21 protein-coding genes are annotated in these 20,562 nt (G+C 39.1%); 9 read left to right on the forward strand and 12 right to left on the reverse strand.

Going from position 1 to position 20,562, the window contains the following annotated elements; all coding sequences use genetic code 11:
- Together dnaN and dnaA are read right to left on the reverse strand one after the other, a co-directional pair.
- The gene (gene dnaN, locus J663_RS19665; protein WP_002115478.1) at nt 1–1,149 is read right to left on the reverse strand and encodes a DNA polymerase III subunit beta; all 1,149 of its coding nucleotides are present in this window, start codon (nt 1,147–1,149) and stop codon (nt 1–3) included.
- Nucleotides 1,150–1,246: 97 nt separating this feature from the next.
- Nucleotides 1,247–2,656 (reverse strand): chromosomal replication initiator protein DnaA, encoded by a 1,410-nt coding sequence (dnaA, locus tag J663_RS17615; protein WP_002115442.1) that lies wholly within the window; start codon nt 2,654–2,656, stop codon nt 1,247–1,249.
- Between the two features lie 684 nt (nt 2,657–3,340).
- On the opposite strand from dnaA, the gene rpmH reads away from it, so the two are divergent.
- The 5 genes from rpmH to mnmE all read left to right on the forward strand — a co-directional run bounded on the left by rpmH (nt 3,341) and on the right by mnmE (nt 7,440).
- The gene (gene rpmH, locus J663_RS17620; RefSeq protein ID WP_000831329.1) at nt 3,341–3,475 is read left to right on the forward strand and encodes a 50S ribosomal protein L34; all 135 of its coding nucleotides are present in this window, start codon (nt 3,341–3,343) and stop codon (nt 3,473–3,475) included.
- Between the two features lie 29 nt (nt 3,476–3,504).
- Nucleotides 3,505–3,897 (forward strand): ribonuclease P protein component, encoded by a 393-nt coding sequence (rnpA, locus tag J663_RS17625; protein ID WP_005063921.1) that lies wholly within the window; start codon nt 3,505–3,507, stop codon nt 3,895–3,897.
- Nucleotides 3,898–3,907: 10 nt separating this feature from the next.
- A complete protein-coding gene (gene yidD, locus J663_RS17630) occupies nt 3,908–4,228 on the forward strand; it encodes a membrane protein insertion efficiency factor YidD (protein WP_003656027.1) in 321 nt (106 codons plus the stop codon).
- A gap of 5 nt (nt 4,229–4,233) precedes the next feature.
- On the forward strand, nt 4,234–5,994 hold the full coding sequence (gene yidC, locus J663_RS17635; protein ID WP_002115440.1) for a membrane protein insertase YidC: 1,761 nt from the start codon (nt 4,234–4,236) through the stop codon (nt 5,992–5,994).
- A 90-nt stretch (nt 5,995–6,084) separates the two neighbouring features.
- Nucleotides 6,085–7,440, forward strand: a complete 1,356-nt coding sequence (mnmE, locus tag J663_RS17640) for a tRNA uridine-5-carboxymethylaminomethyl(34) synthesis GTPase MnmE (protein ID WP_025464213.1) — start codon at nt 6,085–6,087, stop codon at nt 7,438–7,440.
- A gap of 48 nt (nt 7,441–7,488) precedes the next feature.
- On the opposite strand, the gene J663_RS17645 is transcribed toward mnmE, so the two are convergent.
- Nucleotides 7,489–7,752 (reverse strand): metal/formaldehyde-sensitive transcriptional repressor, encoded by a 264-nt coding sequence (locus J663_RS17645; protein ID WP_033851308.1) that lies wholly within the window; start codon nt 7,750–7,752, stop codon nt 7,489–7,491.
- Nucleotides 7,753–7,809: 57 nt separating this feature from the next.
- Here J663_RS17645 and dmeF point away from each other — a divergent pair, with 57 nt between their 5' ends.
- Together dmeF and J663_RS17655 are read left to right on the forward strand one after the other, a co-directional pair.
- Nucleotides 7,810–8,769: a CDF family Co(II)/Ni(II) efflux transporter DmeF gene (gene dmeF / locus J663_RS17650; RefSeq protein ID WP_033851310.1), complete on the forward strand. Its 960-nt coding sequence runs from the start codon at nt 7,810–7,812 to the stop codon at nt 8,767–8,769.
- 95 nt (nt 8,770–8,864) lie between these two features.
- A complete protein-coding gene (locus J663_RS17655; RefSeq protein WP_033851312.1) occupies nt 8,865–9,563 on the forward strand; it encodes a DsbC family protein in 699 nt (232 codons plus the stop codon).
- A 53-nt stretch (nt 9,564–9,616) separates the two neighbouring features.
- Here J663_RS17655 and J663_RS17660 read toward each other — a convergent pair whose 3' ends face one another.
- The 8 genes from J663_RS17660 to J663_RS17700 all read right to left on the reverse strand — a co-directional run bounded on the left by J663_RS17660 (nt 9,617) and on the right by J663_RS17700 (nt 17,118).
- Nucleotides 9,617–9,868, reverse strand: a complete 252-nt coding sequence (locus J663_RS17660; protein ID WP_000269732.1) for a GlsB/YeaQ/YmgE family stress response membrane protein — start codon at nt 9,866–9,868, stop codon at nt 9,617–9,619.
- A gap of 172 nt (nt 9,869–10,040) precedes the next feature.
- Nucleotides 10,041–10,568, reverse strand: a complete 528-nt coding sequence (gene hpt, locus J663_RS17665; RefSeq protein WP_004795560.1) for a hypoxanthine phosphoribosyltransferase — start codon at nt 10,566–10,568, stop codon at nt 10,041–10,043.
- 199 nt (nt 10,569–10,767) lie between these two features.
- Nucleotides 10,768–12,108, reverse strand: a complete 1,341-nt coding sequence (guaD, locus tag J663_RS17675) for a guanine deaminase (RefSeq protein WP_033851315.1) — start codon at nt 12,106–12,108, stop codon at nt 10,768–10,770.
- 56 nt (nt 12,109–12,164) lie between these two features.
- On the reverse strand, nt 12,165–13,220 hold the full coding sequence (locus J663_RS17680) for an aromatic ring-hydroxylating oxygenase subunit alpha (RefSeq protein ID WP_033851316.1): 1,056 nt from the start codon (nt 13,218–13,220) through the stop codon (nt 12,165–12,167).
- 291 nt (nt 13,221–13,511) lie between these two features.
- The gene (locus J663_RS17685; RefSeq protein ID WP_033851317.1) at nt 13,512–14,672 is read right to left on the reverse strand and encodes a glutathionylspermidine synthase family protein; all 1,161 of its coding nucleotides are present in this window, start codon (nt 14,670–14,672) and stop codon (nt 13,512–13,514) included.
- A gap of 21 nt (nt 14,673–14,693) precedes the next feature.
- Nucleotides 14,694–15,059: a hypothetical protein gene (locus J663_RS17690; protein WP_033851319.1), complete on the reverse strand. Its 366-nt coding sequence runs from the start codon at nt 15,057–15,059 to the stop codon at nt 14,694–14,696.
- Nucleotides 15,060–15,247: 188 nt separating this feature from the next.
- Entirely contained in the window at nt 15,248–16,204 is a 957-nt protein-coding gene (locus J663_RS17695) for a TerC family protein (RefSeq protein WP_033851321.1), read from the reverse strand.
- Nucleotides 16,205–16,521: 317 nt separating this feature from the next.
- Complete coding sequence (locus tag J663_RS17700) at nt 16,522–17,118, reverse strand: phosphatase PAP2 family protein (protein ID WP_033851324.1); 597 nt, start codon at nt 17,116–17,118, stop codon at nt 16,522–16,524.
- A gap of 135 nt (nt 17,119–17,253) precedes the next feature.
- Here J663_RS17700 and J663_RS17705 point away from each other — a divergent pair, with 135 nt between their 5' ends.
- Nucleotides 17,254–18,504: a low temperature requirement protein A gene (locus J663_RS17705; protein WP_033851325.1), complete on the forward strand. Its 1,251-nt coding sequence runs from the start codon at nt 17,254–17,256 to the stop codon at nt 18,502–18,504.
- A 68-nt stretch (nt 18,505–18,572) separates the two neighbouring features.
- On the opposite strand, the gene mpl is transcribed toward J663_RS17705, so the two are convergent.
- Nucleotides 18,573–19,946: a UDP-N-acetylmuramate:L-alanyl-gamma-D-glutamyl-meso-diaminopimelate ligase gene (gene mpl, locus J663_RS17710; protein WP_033851326.1), complete on the reverse strand. Its 1,374-nt coding sequence runs from the start codon at nt 19,944–19,946 to the stop codon at nt 18,573–18,575.
- A 240-nt stretch (nt 19,947–20,186) separates the two neighbouring features.
- Here mpl and J663_RS17715 point away from each other — a divergent pair, with 240 nt between their 5' ends.
- Nucleotides 20,187–20,549, forward strand: a complete 363-nt coding sequence (locus tag J663_RS17715; RefSeq protein ID WP_081404809.1) for a DMT family protein — start codon at nt 20,187–20,189, stop codon at nt 20,547–20,549.
- Nucleotides 20,550–20,562: the final 13 nt, after the last annotated feature.

Raw genomic sequence — 20,562 nt, forward strand, 5'->3', positions numbered from 1 at the left:
TTATACACGCATCGGCATAACGACATAGGTTTGATCAGGATGTGCCGGGTCTTGAACCAATACAGATTGGTTTGCCTCAGTCATGCTCATATTTACATCATCACCATCAAGCACACCTAAAACATCCAGCAAATATTGCGCATTAAATGACATTTCAAGCGGTATGTTTTGATACTGAATCGCTAAATCTTCAATCGCTTCGTCTTGTTCAGGGTTATTTGCACGTAGCTGTAAAGAATCTTGATTAAAATTCAAGAAAACACCACGTAATTTCTCATTACTCAAAATTGCGACGCGTTGTAATGATTGTTTGAACACATCATGGCTAATTAACACATGTTTATCGCCACCACGTGGAATTACACGACGATAATCAGGGAATTTTCCATCAATCAACTTTGTAGTAAAGCGAACAGTGATATCGCCCTGCTCTTTGTCACGGCTTGGCGTATTAATTGTGACATTTAACAATTCACGACCAATCAGCAACGTTAATTGTTCATCTTCAATGCTAAGTAAACGCTGTAATTCACCAACAGCTTTACGAGGCACAATTGCTTGGACCAATTGAGATGATGTAGAAGAAGCAGTAATTTCACAAAGTGCTAAACGGTGACCATCTGTTGTTACTGCACGTAATTGATTTTCATCAATTTCTAATAAAGTACCCGTTAAATAGAAACGTACATCTTGTACGGCCATAGCAAAAGCCGTTTTTTCAAATAAACGCTTTAACTCACGTTGAGTGACCTGTACTTGTGTACCTTGACTATTTTCAGTGGTCAATAATGGATAATCTTCTGCCGGTAAAGTACCTAATACAAAACGGCTATTACCAGATTTTAAAATACATCTTTGATCTTCTGTAATTTGTAAGTCAATCAATGCAGCTGTAGGCAATGATTTACAAATTTCCATCAACTTACGAGCAGGAACAGTTGTTTCACCTGCTTCAATGCATGCCCCTTCTGTTAAAACAGTACTGGCAACCAGCTCGACTTCTAAATCAGAACCGGTAATGGTGAGTGCCTGAGCATTAGTCTGAATTTTGACGTTTGAAAGAATATTCAATGTATGACGACGTTCTACCGCACCGACAACATGCGATAAAACATTGAGTAAGCTTTCTTTAGCGATTTTCAAACGCACGATTCATTCCTCTAGCAACTTGGAGCAAATATTTCATTTTTTAGCTGTGTACTATGCTGCACTTACGTAGACTTTGCAACAATGTCTTATCATTTCATTAACTCTGGAGTAGACGTAATAGATTTTTATAATCTTCGTCAAAAATCGGATCTTCTTCACGTAGACTTACTACTTTTTCGCAAGCATGCATGACTGTACTGTGGTCACGTCCACCAAAAGCCATTCCAATTTCGGGAAAACTATCACCAGTCAACTCACGAGCAAGTCCCATTGCTAACTGACGTGGTCGCGCATAGATTCGAGTCCGCTTTGGTCCTACCAGTTCTTTTAAAGGAATACGGAAATATTCACTCACCACACGTTGGATATTTTCTACACTAATTGTACGTGCACGGATTGCCAACACATCTTTTAAAGACTCGCGGACAACATCAAGATCAATTGGTGCACCTTTAAAACGAGAAATTGCGACGACTTTATTGAGTGCGCCTTCAAGTTCACGTACGTTGGCAACTACTTGTTGTGCAATAAATAATGCACAATTTCGAGGTAAATCAACGCCGCTATTTTCGGCTTTTTTCAATAGAATTTCGATACGAGTTTCAATATCTGGCGGTTCAACGCCTACTGAAAGACCCCAAGAAAAGCGAGAAACCAAACGGGGGTCTAACTCGGTCAATTCTTTTGGATAACGATCTGAAGTTAAAATAATCTGTTTAGATTCATCAAGTAATGCATTGAATGTATAGAAGAATTCAACCAAACTTGCTTCTTTACCTGCTAAAAGATGAATATCATCGACCAACAATAAGTCTAAAGAACGGCAATTTTTCTTAAATTCTTCAACTTTGCCTTTTTGCAAAGAACTTACAAAATCCTGAACAAAGCTCTCAGAGGTCATATACATCACCCGTGCATTAGGCTTGGCTTGCAATAAAGCATTACCAACTGCCTGCATCAAGTGAGTCTTACCCAATCCTGTCGGACCATATAAGAATAAAGGGTTATGCTGTGAAGCACCTAATTGTGTTAATACCTTTCTACATGTTTCAGCAGCCATCTGGTTCGAACGGCCTTCAACAAATAAAGAAAAAGTAAATTGGGGGTTTAATAGTTTCTTTTTCGGTGTTTTTGGGTTCACTACACTATTAGTAGTAGGTGAACTGGAAATAGAATCTGGTTCTTTTTTTACTTTAATACTTTGTTGGGGCGCAGTTTGCAAAGCAGCAGTTGTAGTTGCTGGCTGCTCACCTGATGACAAAATACTACCAGGACGAGAATCAACTAAAATCTCAACCTGACGTACTCGCCCTTCTGATAACTGTTCGGCCAATATAGAAATTAATTCTAAATGGTTCTCTTGAATGTAACGCGTCCAATAAGGATTAGGTGCATAAAGACGCAGTGTCCCTTCTACTTCTTCAGCAACTAATGGGCGAATCCACATCGCAAAGACGTTATCAGAGAGCTCTTGTCGCAAGCGAGTTAAGCAGTCTGTCCAAAGCATGTGTATCCCCTATTTCTTTCTGCGTTTTAAATTCAAATAATCTAAAGATTAACCCTTCCTGATGAGAAGGGGTCGCCATTCTAACCAAGTTATCCACATCTGTCATGACGATTTCAGTTGATTTTGTCTAAAAAGAAATCTCTTGTGAATAAATTTAAATTCAAAATGGCTTGTGTATAACTTTTTGCACAACCTGTGGATAAATTAACACATAAACTTATCCACAATCCATAAATATAGTAAAAACAGAGTTATCAACAACTCAAATATATGTTTTTTAAATTTAAAAGTGCGAAATCCACAGAAAAAGTTATCCCTAATAAGAATAAATTTAAATTTCTAAATTTGAATTTATTTAATAGGGTGGTGATCTTTTGTGGATAACTGCAAAATATGAATTTAAATTCAAATACAGCAAATCCAAACCAAGATGGTATCTTGTTTTGTTGATAAATATGTATATAAGGTGTGTATATATTAAAAGTTCTAATAAAAATAGACAATTACTTTGTGTATAACTTTTAAAGCTATATATTGCACTGAATTATGACCGTGATAAAAAGAAGAGAAGAGATTAAAAATTTGGGTTAAATACAAAACTTTCTTGGTTTTTCATTGACAGCGTAAACATTGCACAATAAAATCGCGGACCTTTATAGAAAGATCATTTTTGGGAGTTTCAATATGAAACGTACTTTCCAACCATCTGAATTAAAGCGTAAACGCGTTCATGGTTTCCGTGCTCGTATGGCAACTAAAGCTGGTCGTCAAGTATTAGCTCGTCGTCGTGCAAAAGGTCGTCATAGCTTAACTGTTTAATACTGTTACGCTGACCAGACTTGGGTGTGATGACACTTTACAGTTTTAGCACAGACGTGCGAATACGCTGTGCTGCAGATTATAAAAGTGTATTTGATGGTGCGCTTTTTAAAGTGCATCAACCCCATTTTTTATTTCTTGCAAAATTAACCGAACAGCCTAAAAGCCGTTTGGGTATTGTTGTTGCTAAGAAAAAAGTGCGCCGAGCGCATGAAAGAAATCGAATAAAACGTCTTGCTCGTGAGAGCTTTCGTCTACATCAGCCGAATTTTGGATCAGACATAGATGTTGTGGTGATGCCGAAAGTTGGTATAGAAACGATTACGAATGCTGAGCTATATCAACAATTAGACTTTGCTTGGCAAAAATTACAGCGCTTAGCAAAAAAACATTCTAAAGTTGGCACAACCTCGCAGAATTAAGAGATAGCCAATGGTCCGTTTTCTACGTTGGTTGATTCGACTGTATCAAATTGCGATTAGTCCGCTTCTTGGACCCCGTTGTCGTTATATCCCGACTTGTTCCCAATATGCGATAGAAGCATTGCAAACTCATGGTGCGATAAAAGGCGTTTGGTTATCTTCTAAACGGATTTGTCGTTGTCATCCGTGGGGAGGATCTGGATATGATCCGGTACCGCCAAAAGCAATTCGTTTTATTTCGTTTCATCAAATAGATTCTCAAACGCATCATGTTGCTGTACCCTTTCGTGATCGTTTACTGAAGCAAAATCTCTCTAACCATTTGGGGTAATAGATATGCAACAATGGGCCAGGTTTGCAATTCTCGGGGCCATGTTTGTCACCGCATATTTGCTCATTTTGGCTTGGCAAAAAGATTATGGAAATGCTGCAACTGCTCCGCAACAACAAGCGGCAGCTGTAAGTTCGCATGAAGTATCTGCTGATTTGCCAAATGCTAAAAATGCAACAGTGGCTTCCGATGTGCCACAAGCAAATATTGCGCAGTCACAAACCACAGATGCAACTGCACCTGTGAATCAACAGCTTATTTCAGTACAAACTGACCTTTACCATATTTGGATCAATCCAAAAGGTGGTGATATTGTTCGTATTGAATTACTCTCACACGACAAAAGCAAAGACAGCGATCAACCTTTTGTTATGCTTGAAAATGATGCCAAGCGTACATATGTTGCTCAATCTGGCTTAATTGGTTTGAATGGACCAGATAGTAGTCGTGGTGGTCGTCCATTATATGCTGTTGAAAAGACATCATATACTTTGGCTGATGCTAAAGGTGTACAGGACCAAAAGGGTCAATCTGAAAAAGTTTTAAACGTTCCGATGGTATTTAAAACACCTGAAGGCGTTGAAATTATTAAAACTTTTACCTTTACTCAAGGTCAATATCCAATTGTTGTAAAACATCAAGTCATTAACCGTAGCCAACAAAGCTGGCAAGGTCAGATGTTTGGACAATTAAAGCGCGATAATTCTGAAGATCCTGGTAAGTCTTCTCAAGGTATTTTCACTCTAGGAACTTTCTTAGGGGGAGCTTGGGGAACGCCTGATGCACATTACAACAAGCTTAAATTTGCTAATTTCTCAGAAGAAAAAGTAAATACTGAGGCGAAAGGTGGATGGGTTGCGATTGTTCAGCATTATTTTGTGAGTGCTTGGATTCCTGGAAACCTTAAGTTGACTCAAGCGAATGGTCAGCCTTATGTAGCTAAGCTTGAATCTCGTCAATCTGCTGATCACATGAATATCATTGGTTTTACCTCACCAGTGATTAATGTCCCGGCAGGCACTTCAATGGAAGTGGATGCAAAACTTTATTCAGGTCCAAAAGTACAATCTGAATTAAAAGATTTAGCTGTTGGTTTAAATCAGACTGTTGACTATGGTTGGTTATGGCCAATTGCGAAGTTATTGTTCCTAGGTCTTCAATTCTTCCATAGCATTGTGGGTAACTGGGGATGGTCAATCATCTTGCTTACCATTATGGTGAAGATGATCTTGTGGCCTTTATCTTCAAAAAGTTATCGTTCTATGGCGAAAATGCGTGTGATTGCACCAGAAATGCAACGCATGAAAGAAGAGTTCGGTGAAGACCGTATGCGCTTCTCGCAAGAAATGATGGCTTTATACAAACGTGAACAAGTAAATCCACTTTCAGGTTGTTTACCATTATTGCTACAAATGCCAATTTTCCTTGCTTTGTACTGGGTACTCATGGAAAGTGTGGAATTACGTCATGCACCATGGTTAGGCTGGATTCAAGACTTGTCAGCAATGGATCCTTGGTTCATCTTGCCGTTAATCATGGGTGCGACAATGTTTGCGCAGCAAATGTTGAACCCGCAACCAGCTGATCCAATGCAGGCAAAAGTGTTCCGCATTATGCCGATTATGTTCACGGTATTTATGTTGTTCTTTCCTGCCGGTCTCGTACTGTACTGGATTGTGAACAACAGTATTACTATTTTACAGCAGTCGTTTATTAATAAGAGCGTTGAGAAAAGTCGTATCAATAAGACTGAATCAGCTTCTTAATCGTTGAACTTTTGCTGAATAAATCCGCTTAAGATGGTAATCTTAGGCGGATTTTTCTTTGGCTGGATTTTAGGTTTTTAGGTGAATAATATGCAAAGTCAAACCACGATTGCCGCAATTGCAACGCCACCTGGGCGTGGTGGTGTGGGCGTGATTCGCCTATCTGGACCTAAGGCTTATGAAATTGCTCAAAACCTGACACAAAAAAACTTGCCTGAAGCGCGTATGGCGGGTTTCCGTAAATTTTATGATGCTGATGCCAGCATTATGGATGAAGGGATTGTTCTATGCTTTCCCAATCCTCACTCGTTTACAGGTGAAGATGTTGTAGAGCTACAAGGCCACGGCGGTCCAGTCATCCAAAATGCCTTGCTTGGGCGTCTATTTGAGCTAGGCGCAATTGCTGCAAAAGCCGGCGAATTTTCCATGCGTGCTTTTGAAAATGGCAAGATGGACTTGGTACAAGCGGAAGCGATTGCCGACTTGATCGATGCGACTTCGCAAGCTGCGGCACGCTCTGCGGTTCGCTCTTTACAAGGCGCTTTTTCAACAAAAATTAATACTGTTTTAGAAAAACTGATTCATTTACGCCTGCATGTTGAAGCAGCAATTGATTTTCCTGAAGAAGAAATCGATTTCTTGGCAGATGGTAAAATTTTAGCTTTACTTGAAGATGTTCAGCAGTCGGTACATGCTGTTCAAACCTCTGCACGACAAGGTCAATTATTACGTGAAGGTCTACAAGTCGTTATTGCAGGTAAACCAAATGCGGGTAAGTCGAGCTTATTGAATGCACTTGCTGGTGTTGAGCGTGCAATTGTGACCGATATTGCTGGTACAACTCGTGATGTTTTACATGAAAAAATTAGCTTAAATGGTCTACCAATCACCTTAACAGATACTGCGGGTCTTCGTGAAACAGGTGACATAGTTGAAAAAGAAGGGATTCGTCGTGCAATCAAAGAAATTGAACAAGCTGATTTGTTATTGCTGGTTTATGATTTAAACCAAGGTGATGACCCATTAAAACTCGCTCAAGAGTATTTTGCGGAACATATTGAACCGCGTCGTTTAATGTTAATTGGTAATAAATGCGATTTAACTGGACAATTAGCTGAAATAAGTGATTTCCAAGGTTTCCGTCATATAACCGTTTCTGCAAAACAAGAGATGGGCGTACAAGGCCTCGTAGACGCGATTACAGCGCATGCAGGCTTCCACCCTGAGGAAGACACCTTTATTGCAAGAACACGTCATTTAGACGCAATGAAGCGCACACAGCTCTATCTTTCAGAAGCACGTGAGCAACTTGTTGTGTTTAACGCAGGTGAACTGGTTGCTGAGTCATTACGTCTTGCCCAAAATGCTTTAGGTGAAATTACCGGTGACTTTAGTGCCGATGACTTATTAGGCAAGATTTTTGGTTCATTCTGTATTGGAAAATAATTACAAAATTCTGAATGATGCACATGGCTGTGTCATTCAGTCACTTCGTTAACCGTATCTTTTTAGAACCTTTAAAAACTCATCTAGCTCATTTTGATCAACTTTTGCATCTTTGAGCACGTGGTGATGTAAATGCTGTTCCATTAATTCACTCATCAAACCGTTTATTGCCCCTTTAATTGCAGCAACTTGTTGTAGTATTTCTATACATGAAATATCTGGCTGTTCAACAGCATGCTCAATGCTGTTGATTTGTCCTTTTAGTCGTTTTACACGATTAACTATTTTTTTATCCTGACCAATGTGACTCATCTGTGTTCTCTTGTATAATTCAATATACTGGTAGGGAGTATATTGGGTTTAAATATTATGCAGGATCATAGTGTATCACGTCATCATCAACATCAGTTTGATGAAGGAAATCCACTTGCACAAAAACGTATTTTGATTGCAACGATTTTAACGGCATCAATGATGGTGTTAGAAATATTCGGTGGATGGTTTTTCAATTCAATGGCGCTTCTGGCTGATGGTTGGCATATGAGTTCCCATATGTTGGCTCTCGGTTTAGCCTATTTTGCGTATCGCGCGGCTCGTCATTATTCCAAAGATCGTCGGTTTAGTTTCGGAACGTGGAAAATCGAGATTTTAGCGGGTTATAGCAGTGCAATTTTGTTGATGGTTGTCGCCATTTTTATGGCGTTTCAGTCGATACAACGTTTATTTAATCCAGTTGAAATTTTTTATAATGAAGCGATTCCGATTGCAATTTTAGGTTTGGTCATTAACTTGATTTGCGCATGGTTACTTCATGATGATGGGCACCATCACCATCACCATCACCATCACCATCACGAGCATGATCATCATCATGATTTAAACCAAAAAGCTGCATTTTTACATGTGGTTGCAGATGCAGTAACTTCCGTTTTTGCAATCATTGCTCTTGTTGCAGGTAAATATTTCGGATGGGATTTTTTAGATGCACTTTTAGGAATTTTAGGTGCTATTTTAGTTGCAAAATGGTCTTTGGACTTAATGAAAGAGACAGGAAAAACCCTTCTAGATGCAGAGATGGATCATCCGGTAGTTGAAGAGATCCGTGAAGTCATTGCTGAGTTTCCTAAACATATTGAAATTACGGATATTCATGTTTGGAAAGTCGCGAAAGGTAAGTTTTCTTGTATTTTGGCGCTCGAAACTGATGATATTTCTTTAACCGCAGACCAGATTCGTCAGGCTTTATCAATTCATGATGAAATTGTGCATATATCGGTAGAAATTAATACTCTAAAACCTATTTATGTTCCACGTGAAACATTGGCATAACTGAGTGTGAGTTTGGTTATAACTCGGTAATCAGTTCTGTTTTCAAAAGCTGAACTGATTAAAATGATCTCCTCTCCTACCTATGAGTCGGTTTTATGCTTAAAAAATTAGGAATATTGGCATTATTTAGCTTAACTGCAAGTGTAAGTTTTGCCAATGTGGATACTGTTCGGGAAAATATTAAAAAACAATATCCTAATTTGAAAATCAGCAATATCCAGAAAACCGAAATGCCTGGACTATATAGTGCTAATCTCGATCAACAAATCATTTATGTTGGTGAAGATGGGCAACATATGTTTGTGGGTTCTATGATTCGGTTAAGAGACCAGAAAAACTTAACCAAAGATCTAGTTTTAGGACAGAACTCAATTGATTGGAAACAGCTGCCTTTAAAAGATGCAATTAAAACAGTCAAAGGTAATGGCCAGCATGTTTTAGCAGTTTTTTCTGATCCAAATTGTCCTTATTGTAAGCAGCTTGAACCTGAACTCGACAAGCTTAAAGACGTGACTATTTACACGTTCATCTATCCTTTAAAACCACAGTCTATTGTTGTTTCTAGACAAGTTTGGTGTGCACCAAATCAATCTTACTCATGGAAAAAACTGATTCAGCAAGGCGTTAAACCAACGGTTACGAACTGTCCAAACCCCATTGACCGTAATTTGGAACTAGGAAAAAAACTAGGCTTTAATGGGACTCCTACCCTGATTTTTGCAAATGGCTTTAAACTGGTGGGTGCACGATCTGCTGAAGAAATTCAGGCCGTATGGAAAGAGTTAGGTCTTTAAAATAAATTTAAAAAAAGCACCATAAGGTGCTTTTTTTATAAATGAATTAAAGTTTAGCTTTTTCGTGCAATCAAGTTGTAGATAAAAAGAATAATGACTGCACCAATCACGGATGCGATAAAGCCAGCAGCTGAGTTTTCGCCGTAAAGTCCAAGTAAGCGACCACCATAAGTGGCTAAAAGTGAACCTGCAATACCAATCAAGGTTGTTACGATGAAACCTGCTTTATCATCCCCAGGATGCAAAGCACGAGCGATTAAGCCAGCAAAGAAACCAACTACAATAGCGACAATAAGTGACCACATATTTGTTCTCCAGTTGTTTTTTTGATGAAGTTAATGATTTTGCTTCATATTCTATCGTGCGGTAGAGCTGTCTATTTTGTCTGTAGCAGATTGCGACTTTTTGTGTCCTTTTTGTTCAAATCTAAAGTTTTATATAAAAAAATAGCACCTTACGGTGCTATTTCTCTGAAATTTATAAACCAATTTCACCAATAAACGGTAAATGGCGATATTTCTGGTCATAGTCTAAACCGTAACCTACAATAAACTTGTCTTCAACTTCAAAACCTAAAAATTTCACTTCTAGATCAATTTCACGGCGAGATGGTTTACTCACCAATGTGCACAATTGAATCGAATTTGGCTCGCGAGTTTGCAACATTTCCATCACTTTGCTTAAGGTATTACCTGAGTCGATAATATCTTCAACAACCAATACATCTTTACCGCGAATTTCACCATCAAGATCTTTCAAGATTTTGACATCTCGACTTGAAGTCGTACCACCGCCGTAACTAGACACTGTCATGAAGTCGAGTTCATGCGGTTTGGTAATTGTACGGCACAAGTCTGCCATGAAAATAACAGAACCACGAAGTAGTCCGATCAGGACCAATTCTTTATCACTATTTGCATAGTGAGCGTTAATTTGCTCGCCGAGCTCTTTGACTTTTGCTTGAATTTCTTCGGTTGAAATCATGATGCTCATTGCAACAGTCATGGCAGATTCCTACAAGATATAAAAGAAAAAATAAAAAAGGTGTTGACCTGCAACACCTCGAAAATCTGAGTTAATGGTAAAATTTTAAAGCAAAATGACGTTTCATGCACCCTTTGATGGCTGTGAAATTTTATCATTTTGCGGATTATGTCGATCATGCTTTAATGCAAGAGTACATATTCCAAATAATAACAAAAACTTAACGGCTCGGGTTTTTTTGGACAGTTTCTTTTTGATAAGCACGGTTTCCATAAATATAAGTCGCCTCAATATTACGGTCATCACCTAAAGTGAATAATGCAAACAGTGAATCTTCAACAGATTTAGATTTAGACTGGCGAAGTTCCTGTAATGCTGTTGGCTTAAGATTTAGTACCACAAAGTCTGCTTCTTTACCGACATTGAAGTTACCTAACTGATCTTGCAAATCAAGTGCTTTTGCTCCACCTAAAGTTGCATGATAGAGCGCTTCATAAGCTGAAAGTTTATCGCCTTGTAATTGCTGAACCTTATAAGCCTCGTTAACAGTTTGCAGCAAACTAAATGATGTACCAGCACCGATATCTGTACCCAAGCCCATTTTCACTTGTTTTTCCCATGTTTTTTTCAACGGAAATAAACCACTGCCTAAGAACAAGTTTGATGTTGGACAAAATGCGATAGCCGATTGCGTATCATGCATACATTGCCATTCTTGATCCTCTAAGTGAACACAATGCGCAAATACAGAACGTTTACCAGTCAGGCCATAATGTTGATAAACATCTAAATAGCCTGCTTGTTCAGGAAATAAAGATTTCACCCAAGAGATTTCATCTTTGTTTTCACTTAAATGCGTATGGACATACACATCCGGAAATTCTTGTTTTAGCTGCCCTGCTCTTTCTAACTGTTCAGGTGTAGACGTTGGTGCAAAACGTGGTGTAATCGCATAGAGCGCACGGCCCTTACCATGCCATTTCTCAATCAGTGCTTTGGTGTCGCTGTAAGCCGTTTCTGGCGTATCACAAAGCGCTTCAGGCGCATGGCGGTCCATGAGTACCTTACCAGCAATTAAACGCATCTGAACCTGTTCTGCGGCTTCAAATAAGGCATCAACAGACTCGGGGTGAACTGTACAGAAAACCAGTGCTGTGGTTGTACCATGTTTCAGCAGCTCTTGAACAAAGAACTGGGCAATTTCACTTGCATATGCTTTGTCTTGAAATTGGATTTCGGTTGGGAAAGTATAAGTATTAAGCCAGCTTAAAAGTTGTTCGCCGTAAGCTCCCACCATTTCGGTTTGTGGAAAGTGGATATGGGTATCAATAAAGCCTGGTACAATCAATTGTTCTGGGTAATGTTGAACCTCAACTCCAGCAGGAAGATGCTGCTCTGCATCTTCCCATGCACCAAACCATTTGATTTTTCCATGTTCACTAATCAATACACCATCTTCTAAATAACGTACTTGATTTGGAATATCAGTTGGCTCAGAGACAGTTTGTTGAATATCTAAAAAACGACCACGCACAACGGTGGTATTTGCGATCAATGACATGGAAAGCCTTTATATTTTCACTTTTTTCGATTGATTGTACCCCAGTTAGCCAATATTTAAACGGTATAACGTTTACTTAGTCCCCATTCAGCTAAAATCCGTCGATAAGTCGTTGATGAACGGTCTGCTTCAAAATGTGCTTCCATCATTAAATCAAGCGGCAGTTCTTCTGGCTTTTGTGATTCGACCATGTCTTGATCTTCGGCAAAAATTTGGGCATTAAATGCATATACCTTTTCTAAATCACCTGTTTGGTCAAAGTTACGGGTGAGTGGAACAAATAAACGGGTTTTATTACTTGAGATAGGACAACAGGCATTCAAAATTTTTAAGACCCCACCTTCTGGAAAATCGACCGTGAGTACGGCTGAAAAAGGTGGATAAACCTCAAAGGTGCGTTTCCACAAAAAGCCTTCTGGCTCGAGATGTTTTAGTTCATGCGGATAATTACTGACATTGCTGATATAGACCGTTTTTAAACCATAGTTGGTACGTTCAGTGTGATATTTAGGGACGATGGGATTATCGCGATTCGCAAAAGCATTGTGATGTACCCACGCAAAATGAGCGACATCAATAAACCCTTCAAGCTGACGACCACTAGAACCACCAATATCCACAAAAGGCGGTAAAATCGCTTGATGCTCTGTATCATCCCAAGTATCTAATACAGGAATATTGGCTTTAGCAATATCACGACCATGAATACTGGTCCAAATGAGGCCGTATCTTTGTACAACTGGAAATTTGGTCAGAGAAAAATGATCAGAAATTTTAGTTAGTTCGGGCTGAGCTGGTATTTGAGTACATTTCCCTTCAGTATTATAGCGTAGACCATGATAAGGGCAGACAATCTCCTCACCATCCACCCAACCTTTGGTTAATGGCACCCCACGATGTGGGCAAATATCTCGAACCAGATGAATTTCCCCACTTTCTGTTTTATATAACGCCATATTGACGTCTAGTAGGGTGACTCGTTGAGGTGCAGTAGAGACATCTTGAGTACGTGCGACGGGATACCAGTGAGTAGATAGAATTTCCCAATCTTTTGCTTCAAAACTGCTGTTACACGGCATGGCAAGGGGCGTTAAAGTTGGAATCGCATTCATGGCATCACTCCTTAAAAAAATCAGGGCTCTCACGAGCCCTTAAAATCTAGGCTTTTTTCTTTTTAGGAGATGCAAAGAGCTTGCCAATATTGATTTTTAATTGAAGAAATAAGAATAAAATTATTAAATTACATAATATTAAGTCATTATATTTTTGAATTTTTGTTCTAATTTAGCTTTAAAAATAAATATTCATTATCGCTATATACGTAAAATGCTCTGTTTGATTACGAATCAAGCATAATAAAAAAGCACCTAAAAAGTGCTTTTTAAAATACCTCTAGGTACTTATTACTCGACAAAATAATGTGCTGCAAAGTGAGCATCATTACCAATAATGTCATAGCAATCTTCACGAATAGACATGCCGGCGCATTGATGTCCAACCATCCATAAACCGAGTGTAGGTAGTTGCCCTGAAAATAATGGGGTATCTACCCATTTCTGTACGACATAACCGTATTTGTCATAGTCATCAAAATAAAAGCTACCAGAAGCCGCGCCTTGGTCATGGCCGTCTTGTAAAACTCGAATATTGGCCCCTTCCCTTGCCAAAATCGGCTTTTTCACCCATTTGCCAGACAACGCTTGTTGCGGGTCATAGGTATGGGTTTCGACCAACAATGGATGGTTTGGATAACGCTTCCAAAGCTCAACCAAAATCGCTTTATTTGAAAGTAACATTTTCCAGCAAGGTTCAATCCACTGTGTTTGTGGATGGATATATTGAGAAAAGGCTTCTTCCCAGATCCATTCCCATGGATAAAGTTTAAATATATTTTGAATGGGGCGATTATGCAGATCGACAAAATTTTGACCGTTCCAACCTATGTTTTCCATAGAAAGCTCGGAAACTTGTAGATGAGCTTGATAAGCAGTATCCATCAAATACTCTAGATTGCCCCAGTCTTCTCTTCCCGCTTCCTGACAAGCAGCAAAATACACATGGCTACCACGTGGTAAAATTGTCTTCCAGCGTTTAATCAGATCTTCATGAATGCTATTGAACTGGTCTCGGTTTGCAATGCCCGAGACTTGTTCTATCCACAACCACTGCGCGACAGAAGCTTCAAGTAAGCCGGTAGGTGTATCGGCGTTGTATTCCAGCATTTTGATATTTCGCCCATCGTAAGCGAAATCAAAGCGGCCATACAGCATCGGAGCATTTTGTTTCCATGAATGTTCAATATGGCTTATGGCTGTTTCTGAAATTTGGAAATAAGCAGGATAGTCGCCCCGTTGAATGAGGTCTCCTACTACCGATAAACACATCTGATGCAGTTCATTTGCCGCATCTTCCAGTTGTTCAATCTGTTTAAGGGTAAACTCATAAGCAACTCCTTCAGACCAGTAAATTGAGCCATCGAGGGAAGGTAAATTGAAATAATCAAAACCAATATTCTGATGCTCCACTTGCCAGTCTGGTCGTGGAGTAAATATTTTTCTTTTCATATTAAGTGAATGCCTAAAGACTTAGCCGCCGAAAGAAAAACCGCTACGACCAAAACCACCACGAATTGGGGATGAAAAAGACGAACTTTTCGCTGTGCTTGAAATAACTGGTCGGCCTACACTCAAATTGCTGTAAGGATGTAAGGTATTACCGTGGTAAGAAACTTCCCGATTATTTTGATAATACGCAGGACCTAAATAGCGATTACCAACATAGCTAGAACCATGTCCACTTGAGCTATTTTCTTCTTCACATGTTTCATTATTCCAGTCGCGAGCACAGTCATATTGGTTGTTATATACATCTTGTACCAAAGGACCATCATTATGGCTACATGCTGTGAGTAATAGAGGGACAACGACAAGATTAATTTTTTTAGAACGCATGAGACTCCACACATTTTAATAAGTATGTTCGGCATAAAATACCGAATAGCTGTTATCTATTATGTTTCTGATTAAGAAAGATAAATTTTAAGTTGGCATATAATATTAATCTGTTTTTTTAAAGTACAGTCTATTTTGAAAATTTAGATAACAAGGCATCTCACGTGTAGATGCCTTGTTGTGATGAATTAAGACTGCAATTGCTTTTTGTTGTGTCGTAAAGAAAGGTAAGCAGTGATTGCTAACACTATTACGATAAAGCTTAACGAGATCCAGATTGGCATGTGGAATACATCAAGCAACAACATTTTTGCACCAATGAACAATAAGATGATGCCTAAGCCGTATGGCAGGTAATGCAATTTAGTTGCAGCGCCAGCAAGTAAAAAGAACATTGCGCGTAAACCTAAAATTGCCATTAAGTTCGCCGTTAAAACAATAAACGGATCGCTAGTTACTGCGAAAATAGCAGGAATAGAATCTACTGCGAAAATCACGTCTGAAGCTTCAACCAAAATCAAAACTAGAAATAACGGCGTTGCCCATAATAAACCGTTTTGACGTACAAAGAATTTGTCACCTTCAAGCTGTGGTGTAATACGCATATGGTTACGTAACCATTTTAAGAGTTTGATATCTTCAATATTGGTTTCTTCTTCTTGGCCTTTTAAGAACTTAAAGCCTGTATATACCAAGAACGCACCGAAGATATAAAGTACCCAGGAAAACTCTTGAACGAACCATGCACCAATAAAAATAAAGAGGGTACGCAGTACGATTGCGCCTAATACGCCGTAGAGCAAAATTTTACGTTGTAGCGCAGCTGGAATAGCAAACGCTGCGAAAATCATTAACCAGACGAAAACGTTGTCAATTGCGAGGGACTTTTCGAGTAAGTAACCTGCAAAGTATTCCATGGTTTTTTGGTTTGCTAAGTTCACCCCAACCGTTTGTTGTAGGTAAAGCCATAAACCACCACCAAATAAGGCTGCGACGCTTACCCACGCCACACTCCAGTAAGCAGCTTGCTTAATTGAGACATCCTGACCTTGCTTTTGCTTAAAGCCTAAAAAGTCAATCAGGAGCATGACAATGACTATGCCAAAGAATGCTACATACAGCCATAAATTGCCGATTGTTTCCATAAATCCTCCATACATCCGGCAATTGGGCATAAAAAAACCTCAACCAGTTGCCAGATGAATTAAACATCTGTTTCAACATGATCAAGGTCTTGCCTACATCATGAATTTCACGATGCTCAGATACCGACTTTTTAATAAAAGTGTATTGACGATATCTGACACATAACATTGCTGTTATGTTTGGAGGAGGCTACTCCCCTTGTCAAACTAAATTCTGTTTTGGATAAAACATATCCAAGTCCACATAGAATGGCAGATTTTTTTGTATTACGCAACTGAACTTAATGTCGTAGTTCTAATGCCAAAAGATCTATGAATTATTTAATCAAACCGCGGTCTAAAAGTGGTTTGCATATAATTTGGTAAAGGTGAATACAGAATGCGGTCAAAGCTGTACCGTAAGTATTCCAGAAGTAATAACCCGCTGTATTGACCAGTAGTGCGACAATAAAAGCCCCTAACATGTCTAAAGGGAAATGCACACCTAAATAAATACGTGACCACGCCACTACAAATGACAAAAATAGCAGAATAATTCCAATCATTTTGCGCTGCGCAAACAAATAAGACAGAGCAATAGTGCTGAAAATCAGCATGTGATTACTTGGAAAAGATGCCGTTGGTGCATGTTCAATAAACGTAGTACCCACACCCATTACAAACGGTCTGGAGTGATGGTAAAACAGAGAAATAACATAACCGACTAAAAGCGAAACACAGGTTAAAAAGACAGATTTAATAACCCTATTTTTTAAATCTTGATCGCCATAAAACCATAAAAATGTAAGGATGAATAAAAGAATATAGAGGAGATCATTAGCGAAAAAGATAGCAAGACGAATGATAAATTGACTCGCATCCTGAGCCCCATTAATCACATGGAATAAGCTAAGGTTGAGTGTTTCTAAAGACATTCATATTCCAAACACGAACAAAAACGTGAGCTATGATAAAGAATTAAGCTTAAGGTCTTTATAAAGAATTGTCACAAAAATGAAATATAGCTCGTTTGTGAGTAAAGATTAAACAGCAGGTCTAGATAATTTTTAATGCGTGTTCTGGCCGTTAATATTAAAGTGTTAACGTGTTGGCACTTTATTCGAGAACGTTATTTTATGACTACTCAAGAAAAACAGAAAAAATTAAGTTTGAGGCCTTTAACTCCAAGAGATCCAAAACAGCCGCATAGAGCAGCAACTCCCCTCGAATTATTGTTCGATTTGATTTTTGTGGTCGCGATTGCAACAGCAGGTCAGCAGTTACATCATGCAATTATTGAAAATCACCTCTGGCATGCGCTACCAAGCTACCTGATGGTATTTTTTGCGCTGTGGTGGGCATGGATGAATTTTTCATGGTTTGCCTCGGCTTACGATAACGATGATGCATTGTATCGATGCCTTACCTTTGTACAGATTGTAGGTTCATTGGTGATGGCAGCGGGTATCCCTGATGTATTTCGTAGTCAGGATTTTGATGTAATCATTATTGGTTATGTGATCATGCGAATGGCCTTAGTGACTCAGTGGCTCCGAGCTGCAAAACATGACCCAGAAAGGCGTATTACAGCTTACCGCTATGCTGTAGGCATTGTCTTGGTTCAGGTAGGTTGGTTAGTTGCTAATTTTGCACACATACTTTCTATTCCTCTATTTTTATTTTTAGCAGTGATGGAGCTATTTATTCCTATCTATGCAGAAAAATATAATCCAACGCCGTGGCATCCTCATCATATTGTAGAACGTTATGCCTTACTCACAATTATTGTGTTGGGTGAGTCGATTGTCGGTAGTTTTAATGCCATACGTGATGCTTTAGCCGCTCAGTCAATGAATATCCCTGCCATTTTCTTGGTGGTCGGCGGATTGTTGTTGAAGTTCGCAATGTGGTGGGCTTATTTTGACCGTAGCGAACAACACCATCATGTAAAAGGTGTACGCCCATTTGTTTGGGGATATGGTCATTATTTTGTTTTTGTCAGTATTGCTGCGGTAGGTGCTGCGCTTGCTGCTGCCGTGGATGTTACAACCCATCATGCGCATATTTCTGATTTATATATGGGAATAGTTGTTGCGGTGAGTGTAGTGCTTTATACCACCTGTATTTGGATACTTTATGAGTTCCAATGCTTATCTGGAATCACGAAATGGTTTTACCCAATCACAGCGCTCATTATTTTATGTATTCCGTTTATTTGTAATAACGTGGGATATAGCGTTTTTGCGATGGGCATTGTCTATAGTTTACGTTTAATGGTTTCTAATAAATTTATGGCCAATATAGAGCCAGAAAAGCTTTAAAAGTCACTGATAAAAAAAATGGGTTTCAATTTGAAACCCATTTTTTATTGAATCATCTAAAGCGAAATTTAAGCAGCTTTTGCTTTTAATGCGCTCATTAATTTTTGATGTAAGCCACCGAAGCCACCATTCGACATAATCACCACAGCATCGCCCTCACCTGCTTCATTGACAATACGCTCAATAATTTCATCAAGTGAACGGCTCACTTGAGCATGGTTAGAAGCAGCTTCAATCACAGGTTGTAAATCCCAATCTAAGCCTTCTGGCTGATACCAGATCACTTCGTCTGCTAAGCGTGCTGAATGTGCTAAGCCATCTTTATGACTGCCCATACGCATAGTGTTTGAACGTGGTTCAATAATGGCCCATAAACGGCGTTCACCTAAGCGTTTGCGTGCGCCATCTAAAGTTGTGTCAATTGCTGTTGGATGGTGAGCGAAGTCATCATAAACCTCAATACCATTGACTGTGCCGAGTAACTCCATACGACGTTTCACACCGCCAAAGTTAGACAAAGCTTCACAAGCTTGTTCAAGCGTAACACCTACATGTTGAGCGGCTGCAATGGTTGCCAAAGCATTCGCTACACTATGTTGCCCTGTCATGCTCCATTTCACTTCGCCAACGACATTACTATTTTCGAGTACTTTAAAATGGCTACCATCAATTGAAATGAGTTCGGCAGACAGAGCAGCTTTTTCATTTGTCTCTAAACTTGTACGAATCACTGGTGTCCAGCAACCCATTTCAAGCACTTCATCAATATGAGTTTCAGTAATTGGCGCAATAATACGGCCTTCACTTGGAATGGTACGCACAAGATGATGGAACTGTTTTTGAATCGCTGCTAGGTCATCAAAAATATCGGCATGGTCAAATTCAAGGTTATTTAAAATCGCCGTTTTTGGGTGATAGTGAACAAACTTAGAACGTTTATCAAAGAAAGCAGAGTCATATTCATCGGCTTCAACACAGAAGTATTTTCCACCGCCTAAACGAGCACTTTCACTAAAACCAAGTGGAACACCACCAATTAAAAAGCCCGGATTTAAACCAGCTTGATCAAGTACCCAAGCCAACATGGTCGTAGTAGTAGTTTTTCCGTGAGTACCTGCTACGCCAAGTACATGCTTACCTTGTAAAACATGATCGGCAAGGAACTGTGGCCCAGAAATATATGGTAGGCCTTCGTTTAGCATATATTCAACAGCATCAATACCACGTTTCATGGCATTGCCGACAATAACCAAGTCTGGATGAGGCTGTAAATGACTACGGTCATAGCCTTGCATGAGTGTAATGCCTGCATTTTCTAACTGGGTAGACATCGGTGGGTAAACGTTTAAATCGGAACCAGTTACCTTATGTCCTAAATCACGAGCCAAAAGTGCTAAAGAGCCCATAAAAGTGCCACAAATACCCAAGATATGCAGATGCATTGCTCGCCTTCTCCACTGCTTTTGTACACAACATTAAAATGAATTGCTGTGTGTGCATTATTGATAAATTTGCCAGCAACGATAGCAAGGCTAAACTCGAAAAGATAGTCAAAAATCGTTGTTGTTCTATGTGTTTGAGACCCTAATAAAACTACAGCTTTATTTTTTAGATTTAAGCTGAATTACAGTTTTATCTTTTATAATGTTTTGTATCGTTAAAATACTTAAATCATCGTGATGATGAAGGATGTGCCTTTGAGCCCAACGGTTTTAGCTTTTACGCTATTAATTATTTCTAACTGCTTTATGACACTTGCATGGTATGGGCATCTTAAATTTTTGCACCACGCTCCACTTTGGCAAGCGATTCTATTCGGTTGGATTATTGCCTTACTTGAATACAGTTTTATGATTCCAGCCACTCGTATGTTAAGCGTGCAAGGCTGGTTACTCGGTGAAATGAAGATCACTCAGGAAGTGGTTACATTGGTAGTGTTTGTACCTTTTATGATTTTCTTGTTTAAGCAACCCTTTAAACTCGATTACTTATGGGCGATGTTATGCCTATTTGGTTGTGTTTATTTCGTATTTAGAAGCCAGTAAGCTCCTATGGCTT

Source organism: Acinetobacter sp. 826659 (genome assembly GCF_000588515.1).
Taxonomy (GTDB): domain Bacteria; phylum Pseudomonadota; class Gammaproteobacteria; order Pseudomonadales; family Moraxellaceae; genus Acinetobacter; species Acinetobacter pittii.